Source organism: Pseudomonas sp. G11-1 (assembly GCF_024031555.1).
GTDB classification, from domain to species: domain Bacteria; phylum Pseudomonadota; class Gammaproteobacteria; order Pseudomonadales; family Pseudomonadaceae; genus Halopseudomonas; species Halopseudomonas bauzanensis.
In genome coordinates this window covers 29,635-49,442 of sequence record NZ_QEYQ01000001.1, presented here as the reverse complement: position 1 = coordinate 49,442, position 19,808 = coordinate 29,635, and the positions used below count along the sequence as shown (strand labels likewise).

The following is a 19,808-nucleotide window of genomic DNA, read 5'->3' as shown; positions in this document are numbered from 1 at the left end:
GAACGGCTTGCCCGCGAAGGGGGCGGAAGTTTGTCAGGCGCGGAAAACCGGGGGGAGGTTGGGTTGAACGATGCGGCGGCGTTCCACGCGTTGCCAGACTTTCTCATGGAAGTGGAAGGCGACGGTATTGAGCGTCGGTTCGATCAGCGCCACCGCTCCGCCGAGCAGAACGCTGCCGGTGATGGCGTAGACAACGCCGAAGGTGATGGTGAAATGCATTACTGCGAAGGTAAAGGTTTTGGTCATGGTGCACTCTAAATGGGAATCATTGCTGTTTCCGCAATCTTAAGTGCACCACGCACAATTCAGAACATAACTTTGTCAATCGGGCTGATCGACAGTTTCAATCAGATCAATCGAGGTCGAAATCGTAATCGGACAGTTGCTTTTGCAGGCGGCGTTCTTCCAGATAGTTATCGATCTGGCGGCGCTTGGTCAAGCTTGTCTTGCTGTTGTCATTATCGGTTTCAGGGGCGTCATCATCCTCGACGCTGAAGTCGTCTTCATCCAGTTCAATATCGCTTTTCGCTTTGGCCATAACTCCACTCCGCTATTGAAGATGCCATTTGCGCACCTTATAGCGGGAGTCTCAGGGAAGCGGAAATAGATTTTTTTTATGGGCGAGATGAAAAGTCAAGCTGGTGTCAATCTGATGTCTTGTGCTTGTATTCGCAGAGGTCTTCGATGCGGCAGCTACCGCACTGCGGGGTCCGGGCGCGGCATACGTAGCGGCCATGGAGAATCAGCCAGTGATGCGCGTCGATCAGAAATTCCTTGGGCACATGGCGCATGAGTTTCTTCTCGACTTCCAGCACTGTCTTGCCGGGGGCGATGTTGGTGCGGTTGCTGACACGGAAGATATGCGTGTCCACGGCCATGACTGGATGACCGAAAGCGGTGTTGAGCACCACGTTGGCGGTTTTGCGACCGACGCCGGGTAGCGCTTCGAGGGCTTCGCGGTTGTCCGGTACCTGACTGCCGTGCAGTTCGATCAGCAGGCGGCAGGTCTCGATGACGTTCCTGGCCTTGCTGTTGAACAGGCCGATGGTCTTGATGTATTCGGACAGACCGTCGACACCCAGGGCATAGATGGCCTCGGGGGTATTCGCCACCGGAAACAGCTTGTCGGTGGCCTTGTTGACGCCCACATCGGTAGCCTGGGCTGAGAGGATGACAGCGATCAACAATTCGAAGGGCGAGTTGAAATTCAGCTCGGTGGTCGGGTGGGGGTTGTCTTCGCGCAGGCGGCGGAAGATTTCGTAGCGTTTTTCTTTATTCATGATCAGTTGATGGTTCCGGTAACGCGCACGCGCTTGCTGCCGGCAGCGACGGGCGCACTGTCGCGGGTCGCGGCACGGGCCTTGATCTGTGCATCGATGACATTCTTCAGGGCAATCAGCAGCCCCATGACCAGGAAGGCGCCGGGCGGCAGAATGACGAACAGCACTTCCTTGTAATTGGGGAAGACCACCAGGGTCCAGTCGGCAGCCATTGGGCCGAGCAGCAGGTGCATGTCGGCGAACAGGGTGCCTTGACCGAGCAATTCGCGCAGCATGCCCAGCACCAGCAATACCAGGGCGAAGCCCAGACCCATCATGAAACCGTCCACGGCGGAGGGCAGCAGCGGGTTCTTCGCGGCGAAGCCGTCGGCGCGGCCGAGGATGACGCAGTTGGTGACGATCAGCGGAATGAAGATGCCGAGGATCAGGAACAGCTCATAGGTATAGGCCTGCATCAGCAGCTCGATGCAGGTGGTAACCGAGGCGATGATCATGACGAAGGCGGGCAGGCGCACGGCGTCCGTCACGGCACTGCGGATCAGCGATACGGCGACGTTGGAGCTGACCAATACCAGAATGGTGGCGATGCCCAGGCCCAGGGCATTGACCGCGGTGCTGCTGACACCGAGCAATGGGCACAGACCGAGCAGCTGTACCAGCCCGGGGTTGTTGTGCCACAGGCCATCGGCGGTCAGTTCGGACAGCTTCTTGTCAGCCATGGGCAGGCTCCTCTGGCGTCAATTGCAGCAGGGTGTCGCGGTGCTCGCTGAAATAAATGAGCGCCTTGTGTACCGCCTGCACCACGGCGCGCGGGGTGATCGTGGCGCCGGTGAACTGGTCGAAGTCGCCACCGTCCTTGCGCACCGCCCAACCCTCGGGCGCGGGCATGGTCAGGCTCTTGCCATTGAAGCTGAGGATCCAGTCAGCCTTGGCCAGCTCCAGCTTGTCGCCCAGGCCGGGGGTTTCCCGATGGTTGGCCACGCGCACGCCGGCCAGCTCGCCATCGGCGCGAATACCCACCAGCAGGTCAATGCGGCCACTGTAGCCGTCCATGGTCACCACCGGCAGGATTACTGCCGACACCTGGCCGCCCTGGCGAGCACGCCAGGCGGTGGCGGGGCCGGGCAGGCCCAGATGGGTGCGATCATCGATACTGAAAGCATCGTCCAGCAGTTCGTTGTCATGCTGGTCGTCAGGCAGTATCTCATTCAGTGCGCGCATCTGCATGCGCTGTTGTTCGGCGATGATCCGTTGCTCGGTACCCTGCTGGATCACGGCAATCAGGCCGACGGTGAAGATGGCGAACAGGCCGAGAATCAGGCTGTTGCGCAGTACCGAGCGGCTGGGCGTCGTCACAGAATCCATGTCATTCCGCTCCCTTGCCCAGGCCGCGCTTGGCCTTGCGGTGGCCGTAGGTGCGCGGGGTGGTGTAGTAGTCGATAGTCGGTGCGCAGAGGTTCATCAGCAGCACGGCGAAGGCCACCGCATCGGGATAGTTGCCCCACACGCGAATCACGTAGACCAGAACGCCGATGCCGATGCCGAATACCAGTCGTCCGCGGTTGCTGGTGGCGCTGGTGACCGGGTCGGTGGCGATGAAAAAGGCGCCGAGCATGGTAGCGCCGCCGAGCAGATGAAACAGCGGTGAGCCGTTGGAGGCTGAGCCGGAGCCGTTCCAGAACAGCAGGCTCATCACGGCCAGCGCGCCGAGCATGCCCACCGGTGCGTGCCAACTGTAGATGCGCCGGTAGAGCAGATACAGGCCGCCGGCCAGATAGGCGAGGGCGACCCATTCCCAGGCGCGCCCGGCCATGCTGCCGAAGGCCGGCTGTGCTTGATGCAGCTCGGCGATGGTCAGCGCGGTGTTGTTCTTCAGCAGATCGAGCGCGGTGGCGGTGGCCCAGCCATCCGCCGGTGCACTACCGGGAGTGAATACGCGCTGCAGCCCTTCGATCAGCCCCAAGGTGGGGGAGAACGCCGGCTGCAGTTGCTCGATGCCGCGCCATACCGGCCAACTGGTCATTTCCATGGGGAAGGACACCAGCACCATGGCGTAGCCGAGCATGGCCGGGTTGAACGGGTTCTGGCCGAGGCCACCATACAGGTGCTTGCCGAAGGTGATGGCAAAGCCGGTGGCGACCAGTACCAGCCACCAGGGCGCATAAGGCGGCAAGGCCAGGGCTAGCAGCCAGGCGGTGACCAGGGCGCTGCCATCGTTGAGGTAGAAGCCGATCGGGCGGCGACGCAGGCGCAGGATGGCGGCCTCGAAGCCGATGGCGCAGGCGCTGGCCAGCAGGATATTGATCAGCTTACCCCAGCCGAAGAACCAGGTCATCAGCGCGACGCCCGGCAGCGTCGCGCCCAGTACCTGGAGCATGATGGTCCGGGTGCGGTTGCTGCCCTGGGCGTGGGGCGAGCTCATGGGGGCCGCCATTATTGCTTCTCCTGGTCGGACATCTGCTCATCGAACGCCTGTTGCGCCTGGGCGAAGGCCTGCTCCAGGGCCGGGATCTGCGCTTGCAGACCGGCGTTGTCCGGGTTGGCGGTCAACTGCTTCTGCGCCCGTTGCAATGCCATCCGGGCGGTGGCGGCGGCGATCTTCAGTTGCTTCTGCTCGGCGCTCAGGGTGGTGACCTTGCGCGACTGGATACGCGCCAGATCCGGCTCGGCGGGCTTGGGCTCGGTGGTTGGCTCGTGCTGTTCGGCCTGCTGCTGGGCTGCCTGTGCGTCCCGGGCGGCTTTGGCACGGGCGGCCTTCTCGGCGCGTGCCTGTCGCTCCAGCTCCCGCTGTTCGGCCTCGCGTTCCAACCGCTCCTGACGCCGCTCGAAGCGTTGCCGGGAGTGCTCGGCGCGGCTCTGTTGCAGTTCGATGGTGCGAATTTCCGACTTGCCGGCGCGGAAATACTGTACCAACGGGATGCTGCTGGGGCAGACATAGGCGCAGGCGCCGCATTCGATGCAATCGAAGAGGTTCTGGCGCTCCAACTGCTCGTAATCCTTGCCCATGGCAAACCAGTGCAGTTGCTGGGGCAACAGCTCCGCCGGACAGGCTTCGGCACACAGACCGCAGCGGATGCAGGGCAGCGCCGGCGGTGGTGGCGGCAGCTCATCTATGGTGCCGGCCAGCAGGCAATTGCTGGTCTTGAGGATGGGCGCGCTGCTGTCGAGCAGGGTAAAGCCCATCATCGGGCCGCCCATGACCAGACGGTGCAACTGCGCCTGGCGCAGACCAGCAAAGGCCAGCAGCTCCGCTATCGGGGTGCCGATCAGCGCTTCAACGTTGGTCGGGCGCTCCAGTGCGGCGCCGGTCAGGGTGGTGATGCGGCTGATCATGGGCTGGCCGAGCAGCACGGCATCATGCACTGCCAGGGCGGTGCCGATGTTCTGGTTGAGAATGCCGATCTCCGCCGGCAGGCCGCCGCTGGGTACTTCCTTGCCGGTGAGGATCTGGATCAACTGCTTTTCGCCACCCGATGGGTACTTGGTGGGAAGCACCATCACCTGCATCGGCCGCTCGCCCACTGCCTCGCGCATGGCGGCGATGGCCTCAGGCTTGTTGTCCTCGATGCCGATCAGTACCTGATCCGGCTTGAGGATGTGCATCAGCACATCGATACCGGCAACGACTTGTGGCGCCCGGTGGCGCATGGTCATGTCGTCAGCGGTGATATAGGGCTCGCACTCGGTACCGTTGATGATCAGGGTGTCGATGTGGTGGTCCGGGCGCGAGGCGAGTTTGACCGCTGTGGGGAAACCCGCGCCGCCCATGCCGCTGATGCCGGCCGCGCGGATACGTTCGAGCAGTTCGAGGGGCTGCATATCGCGGTAATCGGGTAGCGGCTGTAATTCGGCCCACTCATCCTGCCCGTCGCTTTCCAGCACGATCGCCAACTCGGCCAGCCCCGAGGCGTGCGGGTAGGGGGCGGGCTCGATGGCGCGGACGATGCCCGAAGTCGGCGCATGCAGCGGGCAACTGATCGGCCCGTTGGCCTCGGCAATCAACTGGCCCTTGAATACTCGCTCACCGACCTGGACCACAGGCATGGCCCGGTTACCGATGTGTTGCAGCAGCGGCAGTATAAGCCGGGCTGGCAACGGCATCTGTTCCAGTCCGCGGGCGGTGGACTGGGCCTTGTTCTGCGGAGGATGGATGCCGCCGGGGATATCCCAGATGCGCGGTTGGGCAGTCATCAGGCGGCGCCTCGCTGGGCATCGGTGGCAATCACCTGATACGCCGGGCGCGGGAAGTCCCAGCCCCAGTTCTGCGGGGTGACGGCAACGGGCAGCATGTCGATGCAGTCCACCGGGCAGGGCTCCACGCACAGGTCGCACCCGGTACATTCATCGGCGATGACAGTGTGCATGTGCTTGGCTGCGCCGAGAATGGCATCCACCGGGCAGGCCTGGATGCACTTGGTGCAGCCGATGCATTCGGCCTCGCGGATGAATGCTACCGTGCGCGGCTTTTCTTCGCCGTGTTCGCCATCCAGCGGCAGGGCTTCCACGTCAAGCAGGTCGGCCAGGGCCTGAATGGTGGTTTCGCCGCCCGGTGGGCACTTGTTGATCGGCTCGCCATTGGCGATGGCTTCGGCGTAGGGTTTGCAGCCGGGGTGGCCGCATTGGCCGCACTGGGTCTGGGGCAGCAGGGCGTTGATCTGCTCGACCACGGGATCGCCTTCGATCCGGAAGCGGATCGCGGCATAGCCCAGCAGCGCGCCGAAGATCAGCGCCAGGGCCAGCAGAATGATTACCGCGGTAAGGATGATCGACATGCTCAGATCCTGATCAGCCCGGTGAAGCCCATGAAGGCCAGGGACATGAGTCCAGCAGTGATCATGCCGATGGCCGCGCCACGGAAGGGGGCGGGTACATCGGCAATGGCCAAGCGCTCGCGCAACCCGGCGAACAGGATCAGTACCATGGAAAAGCCCATCGCCGCGCCCAGGCCGTAGGTGGCGGCCTTGAGGAAAGTCTGCTCGGTACGGTTGGTGTTCAGCAAGGCGACACCCAGCACCGCGCAGTTGGTGGTGATCAGTGGCAGAAAGATACCCAGCACCCGGTACAGTAGCGGGCTGGTCTTGTGCACCACCATCTCGGTGAACTGCACGACCACGGCGATCACCAGGATGAAGGAAATGGTGCGCAGGAATTCCAGCTCGAAGGGCAGCAGGATGTACTGGTAGGTCAGGTAACTGAGAATGGAGGCCAGGGTCAGCACGAAGGTGGTGGCCATGGACATGCCGATGGCCGTCTCCAGCTTGCCGGAAACACCCATGAACGGACACAGCCCGAGAAACTGCACCAGCACAAAGTTGTTCACCAGGATGGTGCTGAGCAGGATCAGGATGAATTCAGTCATGGGTGGTCTCGTTTACCGCACCCGCTGCCCCGGTTTGGCTCCTTCGTCCGGGCTCAGCAGATAGATTTCTTCCCCGCCAGGACCGGCTGCCAGCACCATGCCCTCGGAGACGCCGAACTTCATCTTGCGCGCCGCCAGGTTGGCCACGTACAGCGTCAGTCGACCTTCGAGCTTGCTCGGGTCAGGATAGGCGCTCTTGATGCCGGAGAACACGTTGCGGGTAGCATCGCCGATGTTCAGCGTCAGGCGCAGCAGTTTGTCCGCGCCTTCCACGAACTCAGCCTTCTCGATCAATGCCACACGCAGGTCGACCGCAGCGAAAGTGTTGAAGTCGATCTCGTCAGCCAGCGGGTCTTTTTCCAGCTCGCCATTGCCTGTCGGCGCCGCGCCGGTATCGGTGGCGGCTGCGGCCAGGTCTTCCTTGGAGGATTCAACCATGGCCTCGATCTTGGCCGGCTCGATGCGGGTCAGCAGGGGCTTGAAGGCGTTGAGCTGATGGTCGGCCAGCATGCTGCCCAGGTCGTCCCAGCACAGCGGCTCGACATTGAGGAAGGCTTCGGCGTCGGCCGCCAGGGTTGGCAGCACCGGCTTGAGCAGGATGATCAACTGGCGGAACAGGTTGATGCCCAGCGAGCAGATCGCCTGCACTTCGTCCTGTTTGCCTTCCTGCTTGTTCAGCGCCCAGGGGGCCTTGTCGGCGATCCAGGCGTTGGCCTTGTCGGCCAGGGCCATGATTTCGCGCATGGCGCGGGAGAAGTCGCGCTTCTCGTAGGCTTCGGCAATGGACGGGGTGGCGCTGATGAAGGCGTCGGTCAGTTCCGGTGCCGGGTTGGCCGCGACCATCACGCCGGCATTGCCCTTGTGGATAAAGCCCGCGCAGCGGCTGGCGATGTTGACCACCTTGCCGACCAGGTCGGAATTGACCTTCTGCACGAAGTCTTCCAGGTTCAGGTCAAGGTCCTCGACGCCACGGCCGAGCTTGGCGGCGTAGTAGTAACGCAGGTATTCCGGCGACAGATGATCCAGGTAGGTGCGCGCCTTGATGAAGGTGCCGCGGGACTTGGACATCTTCTGGCCGTTCACGGTGAGATAGCCGTGTACGTTCACCGCCGTCGGCTTGCGGAAGCCGGCGCCTTCAAGCATGGCGGGCCAGAACAGGGTGTGGAAATTGATGATGTCCTTGCCGATGAAGTGGTACAGCTCGGCGGTAGAATCCTTGCTCCAGAAGGTGTCGAAATCCAGCTCCGGACGACGGGCGCAGAGGTTCTTGAAGCTGGCCATGTAGCCGACCGGGGCGTCCAGCCAGACATAGAAATACTTGCCCGGCTCGCCGGGGATTTCGAAGCCGAAGTAGGGCGCGTCACGGCTGATGTCCCATTCCTGCAGACCGGATTCCAGCCATTCGTTGATCTTGTTGGCCACGGCGTCCTGCAGCGTGCCGCTGCGGGTCCATTCCTTGAGCATGTCCTGGAAATCAGGCAGGGCGAAGAAGAAGTGCTTGGAGTCCTTCAGGATCGGCGTGGCGCCTGAGATAGCCGAGCGCGGGTCCTTCAGCTCGGTGGGCTCATAGGTGGCGCCGCACTTTTCGCAGTTATCACCGTACTGATCCTCGGCCGCGCACTTGGGGCAGGTACCCTTGATGAAACGATCGGCCAGGAACATGCCCTTTTCCGGATCGAAATACTGGGTGACCGAACGGGTGTTGATGTGGCCGGCGGCATTGAGCCGGTTGTAGATCAGCTCGGACAGTTCGCGGTTTTCTTCCGAGTGAGTCGAGTAATAATTGTCGAAATCCACCAGAAAGTCGGCGAAGTCAGCGGTGTGTTCCGCCTTGACGTTGTCGATCAGTTGCTCGGGAGTGATGCCTTCCTTCTCTGCCCGCAACATGATCGCCGAGCCATGGGCATCATCAGCGCAGACGTACACACACTGGTTGCCACGCAGCTTCTGGAAGCGTACCCAGATGTCGGTCTGAATATATTCAAGCATATGCCCCAGATGGATCGAACCGTTGGCATAGGGCAGGGCGCTGGTAACGAGGATCTGGCGGGGAGTGGCATTGCTGGACATGGGACTCGGCTTCTGTTGGGTAAACGGGTCAAAGCCGACAATTGTACCTGTTTGGCGGGGGCAGGTCATCAGATGGGGATGGGTTGGGTTGTCGCGGGTCCGCAGGCGTAGCAGCCGTTTGCGGACCAGGGCGCTACACCTCAAAAGGCGAGCGCGGGCTGGGTGTTAAGCCCGAGCCCGCGCGCGAGTTGGGATCAGGTTCGTTTGAAAATGCCCAGCGCCCTGAGGATGAAGATGAGCAGTACTGCACCGGCGATGGCGATGATAAGCCGGATGATCAAACCGCCTTCGGCAAAGCCCAGCATGCCGGCGATCCAGAAGCCGAGCCAGGAACCGACGATACCTACCAGCACGTTGGCAATGATGCCCATCTGGGCGTTGGTTTTCATGATGATGCTGGCCAACCAGCCAACGATACCGCCAATGATCAGGGATACGATCCAGCCCATTGTCAATCTCCTTCCTCTGAAAGTTGAGTACGCTCAGTAAAGCAGACAAGCGGGTGGTTTGCATGTTCCAGGTAGTTTTCGACGTTCTTGGCCTAGACTGAGGAAAACATTGGCCAGACCGGAGTGCGGGGCTGCATGAAATACATTTTCGAGGTTCACATTAAAGAGGGTCACAAAGCCGAGGACTACGCCGATGCCTGGGTGCGGGCCAGTGAAATCATCCAGCAGGCGCCGGGTGCGCGCGGGACCGAGCTGCATCGCAAGATCGGCGATCCTGATACCCTGATCGCGATCGCCAGCTGGGACAGCAAGGCGCAGCGGGACGCGATGGAAGGGCGTCATAATCCTACGGTGGCGGCGATCATCAAGAGCGCCGCCCCCTTCTGCGAGATCCGCCCCATCGGCGAGTTCGAAGATCCGGAGTGGGTGGTGAAACCGGGCTGAGGCGCTGCTGAACTCCCGTATCGCCTGAATGTCACTTGTACAACGTCAATGGATGGAAAAGAACATGGTTTCTACATCATTTCGCGGTATCTGGCAGGTAGCTGTTCTGGTGCTGCTCAGCAGCCTGGTTGCCGGCTGCGGTATCAACAATATTCCCCGTTATGACGAACAGGTGAAATCCGCCTGGGCGCAGGTGGAGAACCAGTATCAGCGCCGTGCCGACCTGATCCCCAACCTGGTGGAAACGGTGAAGGGGTTTGCCCGCCAGGAACAGGAGACGCTAACCGCAGTAGTCGAGGCGCGGGCACGCGCGACGTCGATTCAGGTGTCGGTGGATGATCTGGATGACCCGGCCAAAATGCAGGCCTTCGAACAGGCCCAGGCGCAGCTGACCGGTGCGCTGAGTCGGTTGATGGCGGTGTCCGAGCGCTATCCTGAGCTCAAATCCAACCAGAACTTTCTGGCGCTGCAATCGCAGCTCGAAGGAACGGAAAACCGCATTGCCGTGGCCCGCCGCGATTACATCAGCGCGGTGCAGCAATACAACACCGAGATCCGCACCTTCCCGGGCCGCATCTGGCATAGCCTGATGTACAGCGATATGCCGATCCGGGAGAACTTCGAAGCCACCACGGAGAACGCCGAGCAGGCGCCGCAGGTGCAGTTCGAATGAGGTGGTTCCGGCTGCTGGCGCTGGGGCTGCTGTGCTGGGCTGCGGGTGCATCGGCTCAGCAGGCGTCCGCGGAACTGACCCTGCCGACCTTGACTGGCCGGGTGGTTGACCAGGCGGAGCTGCTCAGCGCGCCGGTGGAAGCGCAATTGACCCAGATGCTGGCCGGCCATGAGCAGGCCACCACCGAGCAGGTTGTGGTGGTCACGGTGCCCGATCTGCAGGGGCGCAGCATTGAGGAGTTCGGTGTACAGCTGGGCCGCGAATGGGGCATAGGTCAGCAGGGCGAGGACAATGGCGCGCTGCTGATTGTCGCCCGGGATGACCGGCGCATGCGGATCGAGGTGGGCTACGGGCTGGAAGGGCGCCTGACTGACGCCCAGTCCTCGATCATCATCAACCAGATTCTGACTCCGGCGTTCCGCCGGGGTGACTTCGAAGGCGGGATCGTTGCCGGCACCGAAGCCATGATCCAGGTGCTGGGCGGCGATCCGCTGCGTTCGTCGACCGGGGCGACGGGTGAGCGTCCTCCGGCGCCCCTGATCGGCGGGCTGACCTTCTTTTTCATGATTATCCTGTTTCTCATCGGCGGTGGTCGTGGTGGCCGGGGACGTTTCGGTCGCGCAGTGCTGGCCGGCGCTCTGCTCGGTGGTATGGGCCGCGGTGGCGGCATGGGCGGTGGCGGTGGCGGTTTCGGCGGCGGTGGCGGCGGCTTTGGTGGCGGCGGCGCGTCGGGTGGCTGGTGAGGCAGACAAGGGACAGGCAATGACACTTTTGACGCAGGATGAACAGCAACAGGTCGCGGAAGCCATCGACCGCATCGAGCAACATACCGATGCCGAGGTGGTGACGGTGCTGGCCGCGCAAGCGGATGACTACCATTACATTCCACTGCTGTGGGCTGGGCTGGCGGCGTTATTGCTGCCGGGTATTCTGGTGGTGCTGACCGGTTGGTTGAGCAGCGGCTGGCTGTTGCTGACGCAGTGGCTGACCTTCATCGTGCTGGCGCTGGTGTTTCGCATGCCGGGCGTGACTACCCGGTTGATCCCGCGCTCGGTGCGGCACTGGCGTGCATGTAACCTGGCCCACCGGCAGTTCATTCAGTTGGGGCTGCATCACACCAGCGATGCGACGGGCATGCTGATCTTCGTTTCCGAAGCCGAGCGCTATGTGGAAATCATGGTGGACCGGGGCATTTCCCAACGGATCGATGACAGCGTCTGGGAGTCGATCATTGCCGACTTCACCGCCCATGTGCGCCAGGGCAAAACGCTGGAGGGCTTTCTGGTCTGCATCGAGGCCTGTGGTGCGGAGCTGCGCCAGGCGGTGCCGGCCACCCATGAGCGCAACGAGTTGCCCAACCGGCTGGTCATCCTGTCGTAGAATGGCCGTTCGACAGCAAAGGAACGATTCATGAAAGGTCTAATGCAGATTCTGGGCGCGTCCGTCATGGTTGCCGGAGTGCTGGGTTCAACTCAGGCGCTGGCGCAGCCAGTCGGATTATGGAATACCGAAGACAATCAGGGACAGGTGGAAGTCAGCCCCTGCGGCGACAAGCTGTGTGGCGAGCTGGTGTGGCTGGCCGAGCCGATGGACAGCAGCGGACAACCCAAGCTTGATCAGCACAACCCCGACGAGACCTTGCGTGATCGCCCGGTACAGGGCTTGCGCATTCTGTGGGACATGCAGCCGACCGGCGATGGCAAGACCTGGGACAACGGCAAGGTATACGATCCGGAAAGCGGCAAGACCTACCAGGGCAAGATCACTCTGGATGGGGCTGACGTGCTCAAATTGCGTGGTTTTGTCGGCGCGCCTATTTTTGGCCGCACCTCTACGTGGACCCGCGCCGCAACGCCTGGCGCAGCGGAGTGACCGGGGTCAGAGGGTGCGGCCCAGGCTGAGCATCTTCACCGTCAGGGCCAGGTACGCCAGCGCCCAGGTGATCGCGGACAGGCTTAGCAACAGCGGCTGGGCAAAGGCCGCCGGGCCGCTGAAATAGCGCAGTACTGCGGCGATGGCGATCAACCCGGTAATGCTCCAGACCCAGCCGGTACTCGGCGGCGTTCTACTGCTGCGCTGGAAATACAGCCGCAACATCACCCCGGTGGACAGGGTGCCCAGCCCGCCGATGGTGATCAGGTGTAATGCCGGTGCGATGGCGTGCTGATTGATAAAGGCAACCCCGCTGGCAATACTGCCGAGCGCCAGCCAGGCGTAACCGATGCCGAAAGCCAGCAGGTCGGGCCGCTCGGCGCAGCGCCACAATTCCCACCGCAGACACCGCACCGCCAGCACCGCGCCGGCGGCAATCAGGCAGAGGCCGGACCAGCGATAGCTGACCGCGTCGCTCAGCCAGGGCAGCAGCAGCGGCAAAACAGCCAATCCCAACAGGATGATCAGCGCCGACTCCATATGTGGCTGCAGCCGAGCCTTGGGCTTACGTCCCTGGCGCTCCAGAGTGACGGCCGCCGCCGGCGCGATAATGCGCCCACCCATGAACATCATTAGCAGCAATAGGCAGAGTACGCCGGTATGCAGCAGGCGCTGGGTATCCAGCGGCAGCTGAGAGGCCAACTCGGGCCGGTAACGCCAGGCGATGAGCAGCCCCAGCCAGGCTATGGGCAGCAGGCAGATCGTCAGGATCAGCGGGCCGGTGATCTTGTTGCGCCACTTCTTCGCGGCGTTGAATCGCGGCACCACGTGCCAGGCCAGGAGCAGGGCGAAGGTCGGGGACAGTAGCAGGGCGAGCCAGCTCTCCGGCATCAGCAACCAGGCCAGGCGGGCGGCCAGCCATAGACCGATCAGCGGGTAGAGGACTTGTCGCGTCTGGTTGCCAAGGGTGTAGCCGGCAATCAATGCCAGGGCGAAGCCAAAGATCAGCTCATGCCCATGACCGCGACCCAGCAGCCCCGGCGGCCAGCCACTCCCCGATAGCACCGCCCAAACCGACAGCGGCACGACGATAGCGGCCAGGACAGCGGCCAGGGGGAAGAACAGCAGGAAGGCCGGGCGTTTGGCGGGGGCTTTCATCTTGATCCGGGAGGCGAGGGGAATGCCGTGATGTTAGAGGCAGCCCGTGTCGCATCGCAAGCCGCGTAGTTGGAGAGGTCACCTGGGATTGTCGAGCACCAGCTCGACAACTGCGTTACCTGAACCACTGCTGGTCGAGCTGGTGCTCGACCGTCCCAGGTTGGCTTGCTTGGTGCTGTCTGAATCACCGGGGCCGGATGGCACTCGGCCCTCTTTCAGCACACCTGGGATTGTCGAGCACCAGCTCGACAACTAGGTTACTTGAATCACCGCTGGTCGAGCTGGTGCTCGACCGTCCCAGGTTGGCTTGCTCTGTGCTGCCTGAATCACTGTTGGCCGGGATGGAATTCGGCCCTCGCACCTGGGATTGTCGAGCACTAGCTCGACAACTAGGTTACTTGAACCACCGCTGGTCGAGCTGGTGCTCGACCGTCCCAGGTTGGCTTGCTCGTTGCTGTTTGAATCACCGGGGCCGGATGGAACCCGGCCCTCTTTCAGCACACCTGGGATTGTCGAGCACCAGCTCGACAACTAGGTTACTTGAATCACCGCTGATCGAGCTGGTGCTCGACCGTCCCAGGTTGGTTTGCTCGGTGCTGGCTGAATCACCGGGGCCGGATGTAACCCAGCCCTCTTTCAGCACACCTGGGATTGTCGAGCACCAGCTCGACAACTAGGTTACCTGAACCACCGCTGGTCGAGCTGGTGCTCGACCGTCCCAGGCTGGCTTGCCCGGTGCTGTCTGAATCACCGGGGCCAGGTGGAACCAGGCCCTCTTCCGGGAAAGTATCTCAGTTCAGTACATTCTCCACGATGGTGTAGATCAGGCCGGTGGTGACGGCTACCAGGACCAGGTTGCTGCCGGAGCGATGCCATTCGTAGCCGGGGTAGTGGGGTAGGTGCCGTACATGCTGATGGGGCAGGCGCTGGCCCCAGCCGTGGGGGATGGGGCGGCCGGTGATCAGGCGGGCGCGGGGCGGTAGAGCCGGGCCGCGGCCGATATGATGTCGGTTCCGATGGATCTGGCGGCGCAGCTGGCTGCGGTCGGGTGCCCGATACTGGTGGCGTTGTTCGTAGATCTGCCGGTGACTGGGTGGCCGGGCGTGGTCCCGTGGCCGATAGCCGGAGCCCGGATGTTGCTGGCCGTGGCGGTTATGGTCACGGCGCAGCATCTGGTCGCGGTGATGGTCCCGCTGTTGCTGATGGTGTTTGAACGCCTTGCGGTGTTCCTGGGATTTACCGGGGGCATAAGGTCTTTCAGCGGCTTGGGCCATGGAGCCCAGCAAGGCCGCTACGGCGAACAGGCTGATAAAAAGGTGGCGTAATCTCATGGTGATACCCTCGTTCTGATAAGGCTTAGAGCAGCGCCGGCGGCTGGAATTCCTCGGTGGGCGAACTTTGTGGGAGATCCAGATCCAGCTCCGGCTCTCGCCCAAGCAAGCTCAGCATATGGCATTGCCAAGGGCAGAAGTGGTTTGTAAAGGAGGGTTTACTTGGTTTTACGCAATGCAGTCATTGAACGCGGCGCAGATGGGTTTGGTAATCAGCACGATAGAATCGATTGATTTTGGTTATTTGTCCGGGCTGCCTAGGATAGCGCCATCCAATACAGTCTACGGAGCGTTTCACTATGGATATTCTCAAGCGAATCTTTATACATACCCGTACCAAGCCCAAGGCGGCCTTGGTCGAAGACCATCCCAACTTCTGGATGTATCGCTGAGCAAATGCGCTTCGCCCTTGGGGGCGAGCGCATTGCGTCGCTTACTGTGCGGGGCTGGCTATCGGTAGTATCCGCGGCAGGATATCGGCGAGGGTAACGACACCGCGCATGCGTCCGTCGGTCATGATGACGGCGAGCTGCACGCTTGATTTGCGCATGCGGGCGAGGGACTCGTAGACGGGGGTTTTCGCGTCGAGCACGAAGGCTTTCCGGGCGAGCTCATGCGCGGGGCGGGTATCCGGTTCGAGCAGGGTGTCACGCAGGTGGACAACCAGCGGCGCAGCGTCATCGGTGCCGAGCACGAGGATACGCAGGTGGCCCGACTGGCTGGCCGCTTCGCGAACATCGGCTACCGTTGCGCCATGGGGAACGTGCGTTGGCATCGTACCCTCAGCCAGCAGGGCCTCCACGGGCATGGCACCCAGATCGATAAGGCTCGATATCTGCTCTTGCACGTGCGGCTTGAGCGTGCCGACTTTCGCTGAATGTTCGACGAGCTGCCGGATGGTGGCAATGTCCTGCCCGCCAACGGCCGCGCTCTCGACCGGTTCGACACCCGCTGCCTTCACCAGCCAGTTGGCGATGCGATTGATCCAGCGCAGTAGCGGGCGCAACGGCCAGGTATAGGCCCGCGCGATGATGCCAATCGTCAATGCAGACCTTTCGGGGTGAGCGATGGCCCAGGATTTGGGCGCCATTTCGCCAACCACCAGGTGCAGGAAGGTCACGATGAACAGGGCCAGGGCGAACGCGGCCCCGCCGGCGGCCCATTCGGGCATTCCCCAGAGGGTAAACAAGGGGCTGAGCCAGCTATCGACGGCTGGTTTGGTCACCGCACCCAAAGCGAAGGTGCAGAAGGTGATACCCAGTTGCGCTCCGGCGAGCATCAGAGTCAGGTCGTTCATGCCGCGCAGCGCGGCACGCGCTGAGGCGCTGCTGCCGGCAAGCTCCTCAAGACGATGCCGCCGAGCGCCGAGCAGGGCGAATTCGATGACGACGAAGAAGGCGCTCATGACAATGAGCGCGATGGTTACAAGGATGACGATCAGTGGATCATTCATGGGCTGTCCTCTATCGTCGTTTCAAGTAACCGCACGCGTACCTGGGTCGGGACATAGCGCTCGACCCGCAACACATCAACCACCAGTTGGCGCAGAACCGGTGCCGTGGCGATGACTTCGGAGGGATCAACGGGCAGGTCGATAATCACGGTGGCGCCTTCCACCGGCAATGCGCCCAGCTCAGCGATGAGCAGGCCGGCTACGGTTTCAACTTCATCGCCGCGCGGCAAGTCGTAACCAATGGCGCGCTCGACTTCGTCGAGGTGCACGTCGCCGTCCATTATCCAGCTGCCATCGTCACGGGGCATGAGATGGTCGCCGGTCTGGTCGTCATGTTCGTCGGTGATTTCGCCGACGATTTCTTCAGCCAGATCCTCCAGGGTGAGCACGCCGGCGAAGCCACCATACTCATCGATGACACAGGCCAATTGGTTGCTGGTGCGAATCAACTGGGCAAGGGCATCGGGCAGAGGCATCAGCGTGGGCAGTACCGCAGTGGGTCGCATCACCGAGGCGACGGTCTCGTCGGGACTGCCGGTGGATAGGCGCGCCAGCACGTCGGCCAGGTGGGCTACGCCCACCGGGGTATCTTCATCGATCACCGGATAACGGGTATGCCCGCTGGCCATGAGTTCGCGCAGTTCTTCCAGGGTGGTTTCGGGCCGCAGCCAGTCCACCTGCGAGCGGGGAATCATCGCGTGTTCAACATCACGCTGGGGAAAGTCGAGAATGCGGTCCAGCATGAGCGACAGCTCGTGGGGCAGATCGCCGCTTTCGCGGGAGTCGGCAATGATGTGCGGCAGGTCATCGGCCGAGACGCTCACATCGAGGTCATGTACCGGTTCGATACGTAACGCCCGCAGAAACAGGTTGGCGGATTTGTCGAAGAAGCCGATGAGCCAGCCGAACACAGTGAGGTAGATCAGTGTGGAGCGCGCCAGGCTGCGTGCGAGCGGATCGGCGTTGGCGATGGCGAGGTTCTTCGGAAACAGTTCGCCGAAGACCATCTGGATGATGGTCGCCAACGCCAATGCCGACACCGTCGCGACAGTAACGCCCACCTCGGTCGGAATGCCGACGCCACCGAGTAGTTGGCCGAGCGATTCTCCGACCAGTGGCTCGGCGACAAACCCGACCAGCAGGCCGGTGACGGTAATGCCGAGCTGGGCACCCGACAGCATGAAGCTGGTGCGACGGGTTACCGCCAGCGCGCGCTTCGCCGCGGCGTCGCCCTCGGCGGCACGCGCGGCGAGTCGTGTGCGGTCGACCGCCATGTAGGCGAATTCCTGCGCGACGAAATAGCCGTTCGCAGCGATGATCGCCAGGATAATCAAAGTGCCGAGGAGTAAAGCCAGAACCGGTTCGTTCACCGTGCCTCCTGCCTGTATTGGGTAGAAGGCAAGAAACGGCGTGTTACGAGGTTGTTATTCACAAAGGTTCCGAGGCGGCTATTGGTGTCGTCAAGCTATAGCAGCCCTCTTCGCACTGTCAAGACGGCCCCCCGTTTCAGCTTGTTATGCTGGCTCTTCTTCCAGCAAGGTCGCCAGCACATCGGGTGAGCTCTTGAAGGCTTTGGCAAACAGATCGCGGTGTCTGGCCATGTAGATGCCGGCTTCTTCCGCTTGCGCTTCGTTGATCGACGGTACGGCCTGACGCAGGACGTCACTCAGCAGCTCGGCCAGTTCCAGCATCTTGTCGTGACGGTCGGCTTCGGCTTTATCCATGAACAGGCGCTCCGGGTCTCTGCTGCTTCGATAGACTATTTCAACGGCCATTTTTTACCCCTGGCTTGAATGTGATTCGTTGGGCCTGCGGCGCTGCATGCCGCGCGGCGGTCGACAGTATACTGGTTTTTTATCCAGTTTTGGTTTTTCGCTTACGGCAGATGGGTTGCGCTTGCTAGAATCGCTCATCGCTTGCATCGAATCGAGACAATTTCATGAGCATTGAAACCTGGCTGGCCTTCTTCGTGGCGTGCTGGCTGATCAGCCTGTCGCCCGGCGCCGGGGCAGTGGCCTCCATGGCCAGCGGCATGAACTACGGGTTTGCCCGGGGCTATTGGAACGCGCTGGGGCTGCAACTGGCGTTGGTACTGCAGATTGTGATTGTCGCTGCGGGGGTGGGCGCGTTACTGGCGACGTCGGCCCTGGCGTTTGCGCTGATCAAGTGGTTCGGGGTGCTCTATCTGTTGTACCTGGCTATCCGGCAGTGGCGGGCGCCGGCGCAGACGATGACCCTGGAGCATCGTCCCATCGGCAGGCCGCTGAGCCTGGTGCTGCGTGGCTTTGTGATCAATTTCAGCAACCCCAAGGCGATCATCTTCATCCTGGCAGTGCTGCCGCAGTTCCTCGATCCGGGGCGACCGATGCTGATGCAGTACCTGATCATGGCAGTGACCATGGTGGCGGTGGATCTGGTCGTCATGGCCGGTTATACCGGGTTGGCCGCCAAGGCGCTGCGGTTGCTGAATTCACCGCAGCAGCAGCGCCTGCTCAATCGCAGTTTTGGGGTCATGTTCGGCGTTGCCGCCGGCCTGCTCGCCACGGTGCGCCGGGTGTAGCCGACGCCCGCCGGGTTATTTCCAGTCGGCTGACTCGATGTAACGACTGGTGATGATCCAGCCGATGCCGAAACGATCGGTGAGCATGCCGAAGCCCTCGGCCCAGAAGCTGGGCCCAAAGGGCATACGGGTGGTGCCGCCATCGGACAGCCGGTTGTAGGCCTGCTCGGCGGTCAGCACATCATCGTAGTACAGCTGGACAAACACGCCCTGGGCCTGCTGATAGGTACCCGGCGGTGCGTCAGAGCCCATGATCACCTGATTGGCCACGGTGACCTCGCCATGCATGACCTGATCCAGCCAATCTTCGGGCACTCCGGTGCCTTCTGGCGCATCGCGGTGGCTGTGAATTTCGCCCAGGGTGCCGCCCAGCTCCCGGGCATAGAACTGCAGAGCTTCCCGGCAGTTGCCGGGGAAGGTGAGATAGACGGCCAGGCTGACCGGGGTTTTCGGTGTTGTTGCCATGGGTGCCCCCTGGGTGTCAGTGATGGGGATTGGCGGCGTCGCCGCGATTCTGCTGCGGGCTGCCGCTGCTCAGGCCAGAGTCGACTTCTGCAGTCGCCGCGGCATCGGCTGCCGTGGCCGGAGCCATACCTGCGCTCAGCTCATCGGCCAGTTGCTCGGTCATGGCCAGGTGATGCTCCATCTTGCTCTGGGTTGCCCTGGCGAAGTTGCTGATGTCGAAGTCATCGAGCCGGGTGCCGCGCCGGTACAGGTCGATCGCCTTGCGGTGTGCGGTAATCTGATGTTCGGCATAAGCCTGGTCAAAGGACTGGACAGATCTGAGATTCAGCAAGGTGTCGCGGGCTTTTGGGGCGAGACTGTCCGCGCCGGCGACAGGATAGCCGCGGCTGTTGCCCAGTTGTTCAAGTTCACGATTGATCGCGGTGTGATCCTCGATCATCTGGCGAGCGAACTCCTTGACCTTGTCGTTGCCGGTTCTCTCCAGTGCCAGGCGTGCCGCCTCGATTTCGGCCAGCCCCTGGAGCATGGCTGCGTCGATGAAACGGACGGGGGCCGTTTGCGAGGTATCGGCGTATTTACGGTACAGGGCCGTCACGGCGCCGACTGCCAGCAGGCCGTAAGTGAGATTGCGCAATCTGATCATGGGTCCTCCACAGATGATGAATCAGCCATTGAGTTGCCGTTCATTACTGTG

Annotated in this window: 23 protein-coding genes and 1 pseudogene; 6 read left to right on the top strand and 18 right to left on the bottom strand. The window is 62.1% G+C overall.

Annotated elements, in window-relative coordinates:
- Positions 1-33: 33 nt before the first annotated feature.
- The 11 genes and pseudogenes from DHB74_RS00235 to DHB74_RS00185 all read right to left on the bottom strand — a co-directional run bounded on the left by DHB74_RS00235 (position 34) and on the right by DHB74_RS00185 (position 9,158).
- A complete protein-coding gene (locus tag DHB74_RS00235) occupies positions 34-246 on the bottom strand; it encodes a DUF2061 domain-containing protein (RefSeq protein ID WP_499160518.1) in 213 nt (70 codons plus the stop codon).
- A 106-nt stretch (positions 247-352) separates the two neighbouring features.
- A complete protein-coding gene (locus DHB74_RS00230) occupies positions 353-538 on the bottom strand; it encodes a PA3496 family putative envelope integrity protein (protein WP_499160517.1) in 186 nt (61 codons plus the stop codon).
- Between the two features lie 106 nt (positions 539-644).
- Positions 645-1,280 (bottom strand): endonuclease III, encoded by a 636-nt coding sequence (gene nth, locus DHB74_RS00225; protein ID WP_036989526.1) that lies wholly within the window; start codon positions 1,278-1,280, stop codon positions 645-647.
- 2 nt (positions 1,281-1,282) lie between these two features.
- Positions 1,283-1,999: an electron transport complex subunit E gene (locus DHB74_RS00220; protein WP_036989528.1), complete on the bottom strand. Its 717-nt coding sequence runs from the start codon at positions 1,997-1,999 to the stop codon at positions 1,283-1,285.
- A complete protein-coding gene (rsxG, locus tag DHB74_RS00215) occupies positions 1,992-2,645 on the bottom strand; it encodes an electron transport complex subunit RsxG (protein ID WP_499160516.1) in 654 nt (217 codons plus the stop codon). Before rsxG ends, DHB74_RS00220 begins: the two co-directional genes overlap by 8 nt.
- A 1-nt stretch (position 2,646) precedes the next feature.
- On the bottom strand, positions 2,647-3,714 hold the full coding sequence (gene rsxD, locus DHB74_RS00210) for an electron transport complex subunit RsxD (RefSeq protein WP_499160515.1): 1,068 nt from the start codon (positions 3,712-3,714) through the stop codon (positions 2,647-2,649).
- Positions 3,715-3,728: 14 nt separating this feature from the next.
- Positions 3,729-5,471 (bottom strand): annotated as a pseudogene (gene rsxC / locus DHB74_RS00205) (electron transport complex subunit RsxC); the annotation flags it as partial.
- On the bottom strand, positions 5,471-6,052 hold the full coding sequence (rsxB, locus tag DHB74_RS00200) for an electron transport complex subunit RsxB (protein WP_499160514.1): 582 nt from the start codon (positions 6,050-6,052) through the stop codon (positions 5,471-5,473). The pseudogene rsxC and the gene rsxB, both read right to left, overlap by 1 nt.
- Positions 6,053-6,054: 2 nt before the next feature.
- On the bottom strand, positions 6,055-6,639 hold the full coding sequence (gene rsxA / locus DHB74_RS00195) for an electron transport complex subunit RsxA (protein WP_499160513.1): 585 nt from the start codon (positions 6,637-6,639) through the stop codon (positions 6,055-6,057).
- Between the two features lie 12 nt (positions 6,640-6,651).
- Positions 6,652-8,709 carry a methionine--tRNA ligase gene (gene metG, locus DHB74_RS00190; RefSeq protein WP_036989533.1) on the bottom strand — a complete coding sequence of 686 codons (2,058 nt, stop codon included), beginning with the start codon at positions 8,707-8,709 and terminating at the stop codon, positions 6,652-6,654.
- 194 nt (positions 8,710-8,903) lie between these two features.
- Positions 8,904-9,158 (bottom strand): GlsB/YeaQ/YmgE family stress response membrane protein, encoded by a 255-nt coding sequence (locus tag DHB74_RS00185; RefSeq protein WP_036989534.1) that lies wholly within the window; start codon positions 9,156-9,158, stop codon positions 8,904-8,906.
- 135 nt (positions 9,159-9,293) lie between these two features.
- Between DHB74_RS00185 and DHB74_RS00180 the strand changes: the two genes are divergently transcribed.
- The 5 genes from DHB74_RS00180 to DHB74_RS00160 all read left to right on the top strand — a co-directional run bounded on the left by DHB74_RS00180 (position 9,294) and on the right by DHB74_RS00160 (position 12,147).
- Positions 9,294-9,602, top strand: coding sequence for an antibiotic biosynthesis monooxygenase family protein (locus DHB74_RS00180; protein ID WP_036989535.1), 309 nt, complete (start codon positions 9,294-9,296; stop codon positions 9,600-9,602).
- A gap of 64 nt (positions 9,603-9,666) precedes the next feature.
- Positions 9,667-10,275, top strand: a complete 609-nt coding sequence (locus tag DHB74_RS00175) for a LemA family protein (RefSeq protein ID WP_036989536.1) — start codon at positions 9,667-9,669, stop codon at positions 10,273-10,275.
- Entirely contained in the window at positions 10,272-11,018 is a 747-nt protein-coding gene (locus DHB74_RS00170; protein WP_036989537.1) for a TPM domain-containing protein, read from the top strand. Before DHB74_RS00175 ends, DHB74_RS00170 begins: the two co-directional genes overlap by 4 nt.
- Before the next feature lie 19 nt (positions 11,019-11,037).
- Complete coding sequence (locus DHB74_RS00165) at positions 11,038-11,655, top strand: TPM domain-containing protein (RefSeq protein WP_036990270.1); 618 nt, start codon at positions 11,038-11,040, stop codon at positions 11,653-11,655.
- Between the two features lie 30 nt (positions 11,656-11,685).
- The gene (locus tag DHB74_RS00160; RefSeq protein ID WP_499160512.1) at positions 11,686-12,147 is read left to right on the top strand and encodes a DUF2147 domain-containing protein; all 462 of its coding nucleotides are present in this window, start codon (positions 11,686-11,688) and stop codon (positions 12,145-12,147) included.
- Between the two features lie 6 nt (positions 12,148-12,153).
- Here the strand turns inward: DHB74_RS00160 and DHB74_RS00155 are convergent, their stop codons facing one another.
- The 5 genes from DHB74_RS00155 to DHB74_RS00135 form a co-directional block, all read right to left on the bottom strand.
- A complete protein-coding gene (locus DHB74_RS00155; protein WP_499160511.1) occupies positions 12,154-13,305 on the bottom strand; it encodes an NnrS family protein in 1,152 nt (383 codons plus the stop codon).
- A 791-nt stretch (positions 13,306-14,096) separates the two neighbouring features.
- Complete coding sequence (locus DHB74_RS00150) at positions 14,097-14,636, bottom strand: anti-virulence regulator CigR family protein (RefSeq protein WP_136869570.1); 540 nt, start codon at positions 14,634-14,636, stop codon at positions 14,097-14,099.
- A gap of 433 nt (positions 14,637-15,069) precedes the next feature.
- Positions 15,070-16,089: a CNNM domain-containing protein gene (locus DHB74_RS00145; protein WP_499160510.1), complete on the bottom strand. Its 1,020-nt coding sequence runs from the start codon at positions 16,087-16,089 to the stop codon at positions 15,070-15,072.
- Positions 16,086-17,459 carry a hemolysin family protein gene (locus DHB74_RS00140; RefSeq protein WP_499160509.1) on the bottom strand — a complete coding sequence of 458 codons (1,374 nt, stop codon included), beginning with the start codon at positions 17,457-17,459 and terminating at the stop codon, positions 16,086-16,088. Before DHB74_RS00140 ends, DHB74_RS00145 begins: the two co-directional genes overlap by 4 nt.
- 144 nt (positions 17,460-17,603) lie before the next feature.
- The gene (locus DHB74_RS00135; RefSeq protein ID WP_036989545.1) at positions 17,604-17,864 is read right to left on the bottom strand and encodes a YebG family protein; all 261 of its coding nucleotides are present in this window, start codon (positions 17,862-17,864) and stop codon (positions 17,604-17,606) included.
- 164 nt (positions 17,865-18,028) lie between these two features.
- Between DHB74_RS00135 and DHB74_RS00130 the strand changes: the two genes are divergently transcribed.
- Positions 18,029-18,649 carry a LysE family transporter gene (locus DHB74_RS00130; protein ID WP_036989549.1) on the top strand — a complete coding sequence of 207 codons (621 nt, stop codon included), beginning with the start codon at positions 18,029-18,031 and terminating at the stop codon, positions 18,647-18,649.
- A 15-nt stretch (positions 18,650-18,664) separates the two neighbouring features.
- Here DHB74_RS00130 and DHB74_RS00125 read toward each other — a convergent pair whose 3' ends face one another.
- Positions 18,665-19,114 carry a VOC family protein gene (locus DHB74_RS00125; protein WP_051610801.1) on the bottom strand — a complete coding sequence of 150 codons (450 nt, stop codon included), beginning with the start codon at positions 19,112-19,114 and terminating at the stop codon, positions 18,665-18,667.
- A 16-nt stretch (positions 19,115-19,130) separates the two neighbouring features.
- A complete protein-coding gene (locus DHB74_RS00120) occupies positions 19,131-19,757 on the bottom strand; it encodes a DUF4142 domain-containing protein (RefSeq protein ID WP_074778407.1) in 627 nt (208 codons plus the stop codon).
- Between the last annotated feature and the right edge of the window lie 51 nt (positions 19,758-19,808).

Excerpts from the sequence above, each read along its gene's own strand:
- DHB74_RS00235 (WP_499160518.1), bottom strand. The coding sequence starts at position 246 with ATGACCAAAACCTTTACCTTCGCAGTAATGCATTTCACCATCACCTTC.
- DHB74_RS00230 (WP_499160517.1), bottom strand. The coding sequence starts at position 538 with ATGGCCAAAGCGAAAAGCGATATTGAACTGGATGAAGACGACTTCAGC.
- nth (WP_036989526.1), bottom strand. The coding sequence starts at position 1,280 with ATGAATAAAGAAAAACGCTACGAAATCTTCCGCCGCCTGCGCGAAGAC.
- DHB74_RS00220 (WP_036989528.1), bottom strand. The coding sequence starts at position 1,999 with ATGGCTGACAAGAAGCTGTCCGAACTGACCGCCGATGGCCTGTGGCAC.
- rsxG (WP_499160516.1), bottom strand. The coding sequence starts at position 2,645 with ATGGATTCTGTGACGACGCCCAGCCGCTCGGTACTGCGCAACAGCCTG.
- rsxD (WP_499160515.1), bottom strand. The coding sequence starts at position 3,714 with ATGGCGGCCCCCATGAGCTCGCCCCACGCCCAGGGCAGCAACCGCACC.
- rsxB (WP_499160514.1), bottom strand. The coding sequence starts at position 6,052 with ATGTCGATCATCCTTACCGCGGTAATCATTCTGCTGGCCCTGGCGCTG.
- rsxA (WP_499160513.1), bottom strand. The coding sequence starts at position 6,639 with ATGACTGAATTCATCCTGATCCTGCTCAGCACCATCCTGGTGAACAAC.
- metG (WP_036989533.1), bottom strand. The coding sequence starts at position 8,709 with ATGTCCAGCAATGCCACTCCCCGCCAGATCCTCGTTACCAGCGCCCTG.
- DHB74_RS00185 (WP_036989534.1), bottom strand. The coding sequence starts at position 9,158 with ATGGGCTGGATCGTATCCCTGATCATTGGCGGTATCGTTGGCTGGTTG.
- DHB74_RS00180 (WP_036989535.1), top strand. The coding sequence starts at position 9,294 with ATGAAATACATTTTCGAGGTTCACATTAAAGAGGGTCACAAAGCCGAG.
- DHB74_RS00175 (WP_036989536.1), top strand. The coding sequence starts at position 9,667 with ATGGTTTCTACATCATTTCGCGGTATCTGGCAGGTAGCTGTTCTGGTG.
- DHB74_RS00170 (WP_036989537.1), top strand. The coding sequence starts at position 10,272 with ATGAGGTGGTTCCGGCTGCTGGCGCTGGGGCTGCTGTGCTGGGCTGCG.
- DHB74_RS00165 (WP_036990270.1), top strand. The coding sequence starts at position 11,038 with ATGACACTTTTGACGCAGGATGAACAGCAACAGGTCGCGGAAGCCATC.
- DHB74_RS00160 (WP_499160512.1), top strand. The coding sequence starts at position 11,686 with ATGAAAGGTCTAATGCAGATTCTGGGCGCGTCCGTCATGGTTGCCGGA.
- DHB74_RS00155 (WP_499160511.1), bottom strand. The coding sequence starts at position 13,305 with ATGAAAGCCCCCGCCAAACGCCCGGCCTTCCTGCTGTTCTTCCCCCTG.
- DHB74_RS00150 (WP_136869570.1), bottom strand. The coding sequence starts at position 14,636 with ATGAGATTACGCCACCTTTTTATCAGCCTGTTCGCCGTAGCGGCCTTG.
- DHB74_RS00145 (WP_499160510.1), bottom strand. The coding sequence starts at position 16,089 with ATGAATGATCCACTGATCGTCATCCTTGTAACCATCGCGCTCATTGTC.
- DHB74_RS00135 (WP_036989545.1), bottom strand. The coding sequence starts at position 17,864 with ATGGCCGTTGAAATAGTCTATCGAAGCAGCAGAGACCCGGAGCGCCTG.
- DHB74_RS00130 (WP_036989549.1), top strand. The coding sequence starts at position 18,029 with ATGAGCATTGAAACCTGGCTGGCCTTCTTCGTGGCGTGCTGGCTGATC.
- DHB74_RS00125 (WP_051610801.1), bottom strand. The coding sequence starts at position 19,114 with ATGGCAACAACACCGAAAACCCCGGTCAGCCTGGCCGTCTATCTCACC.
- DHB74_RS00120 (WP_074778407.1), bottom strand. The coding sequence starts at position 19,757 with ATGATCAGATTGCGCAATCTCACTTACGGCCTGCTGGCAGTCGGCGCC.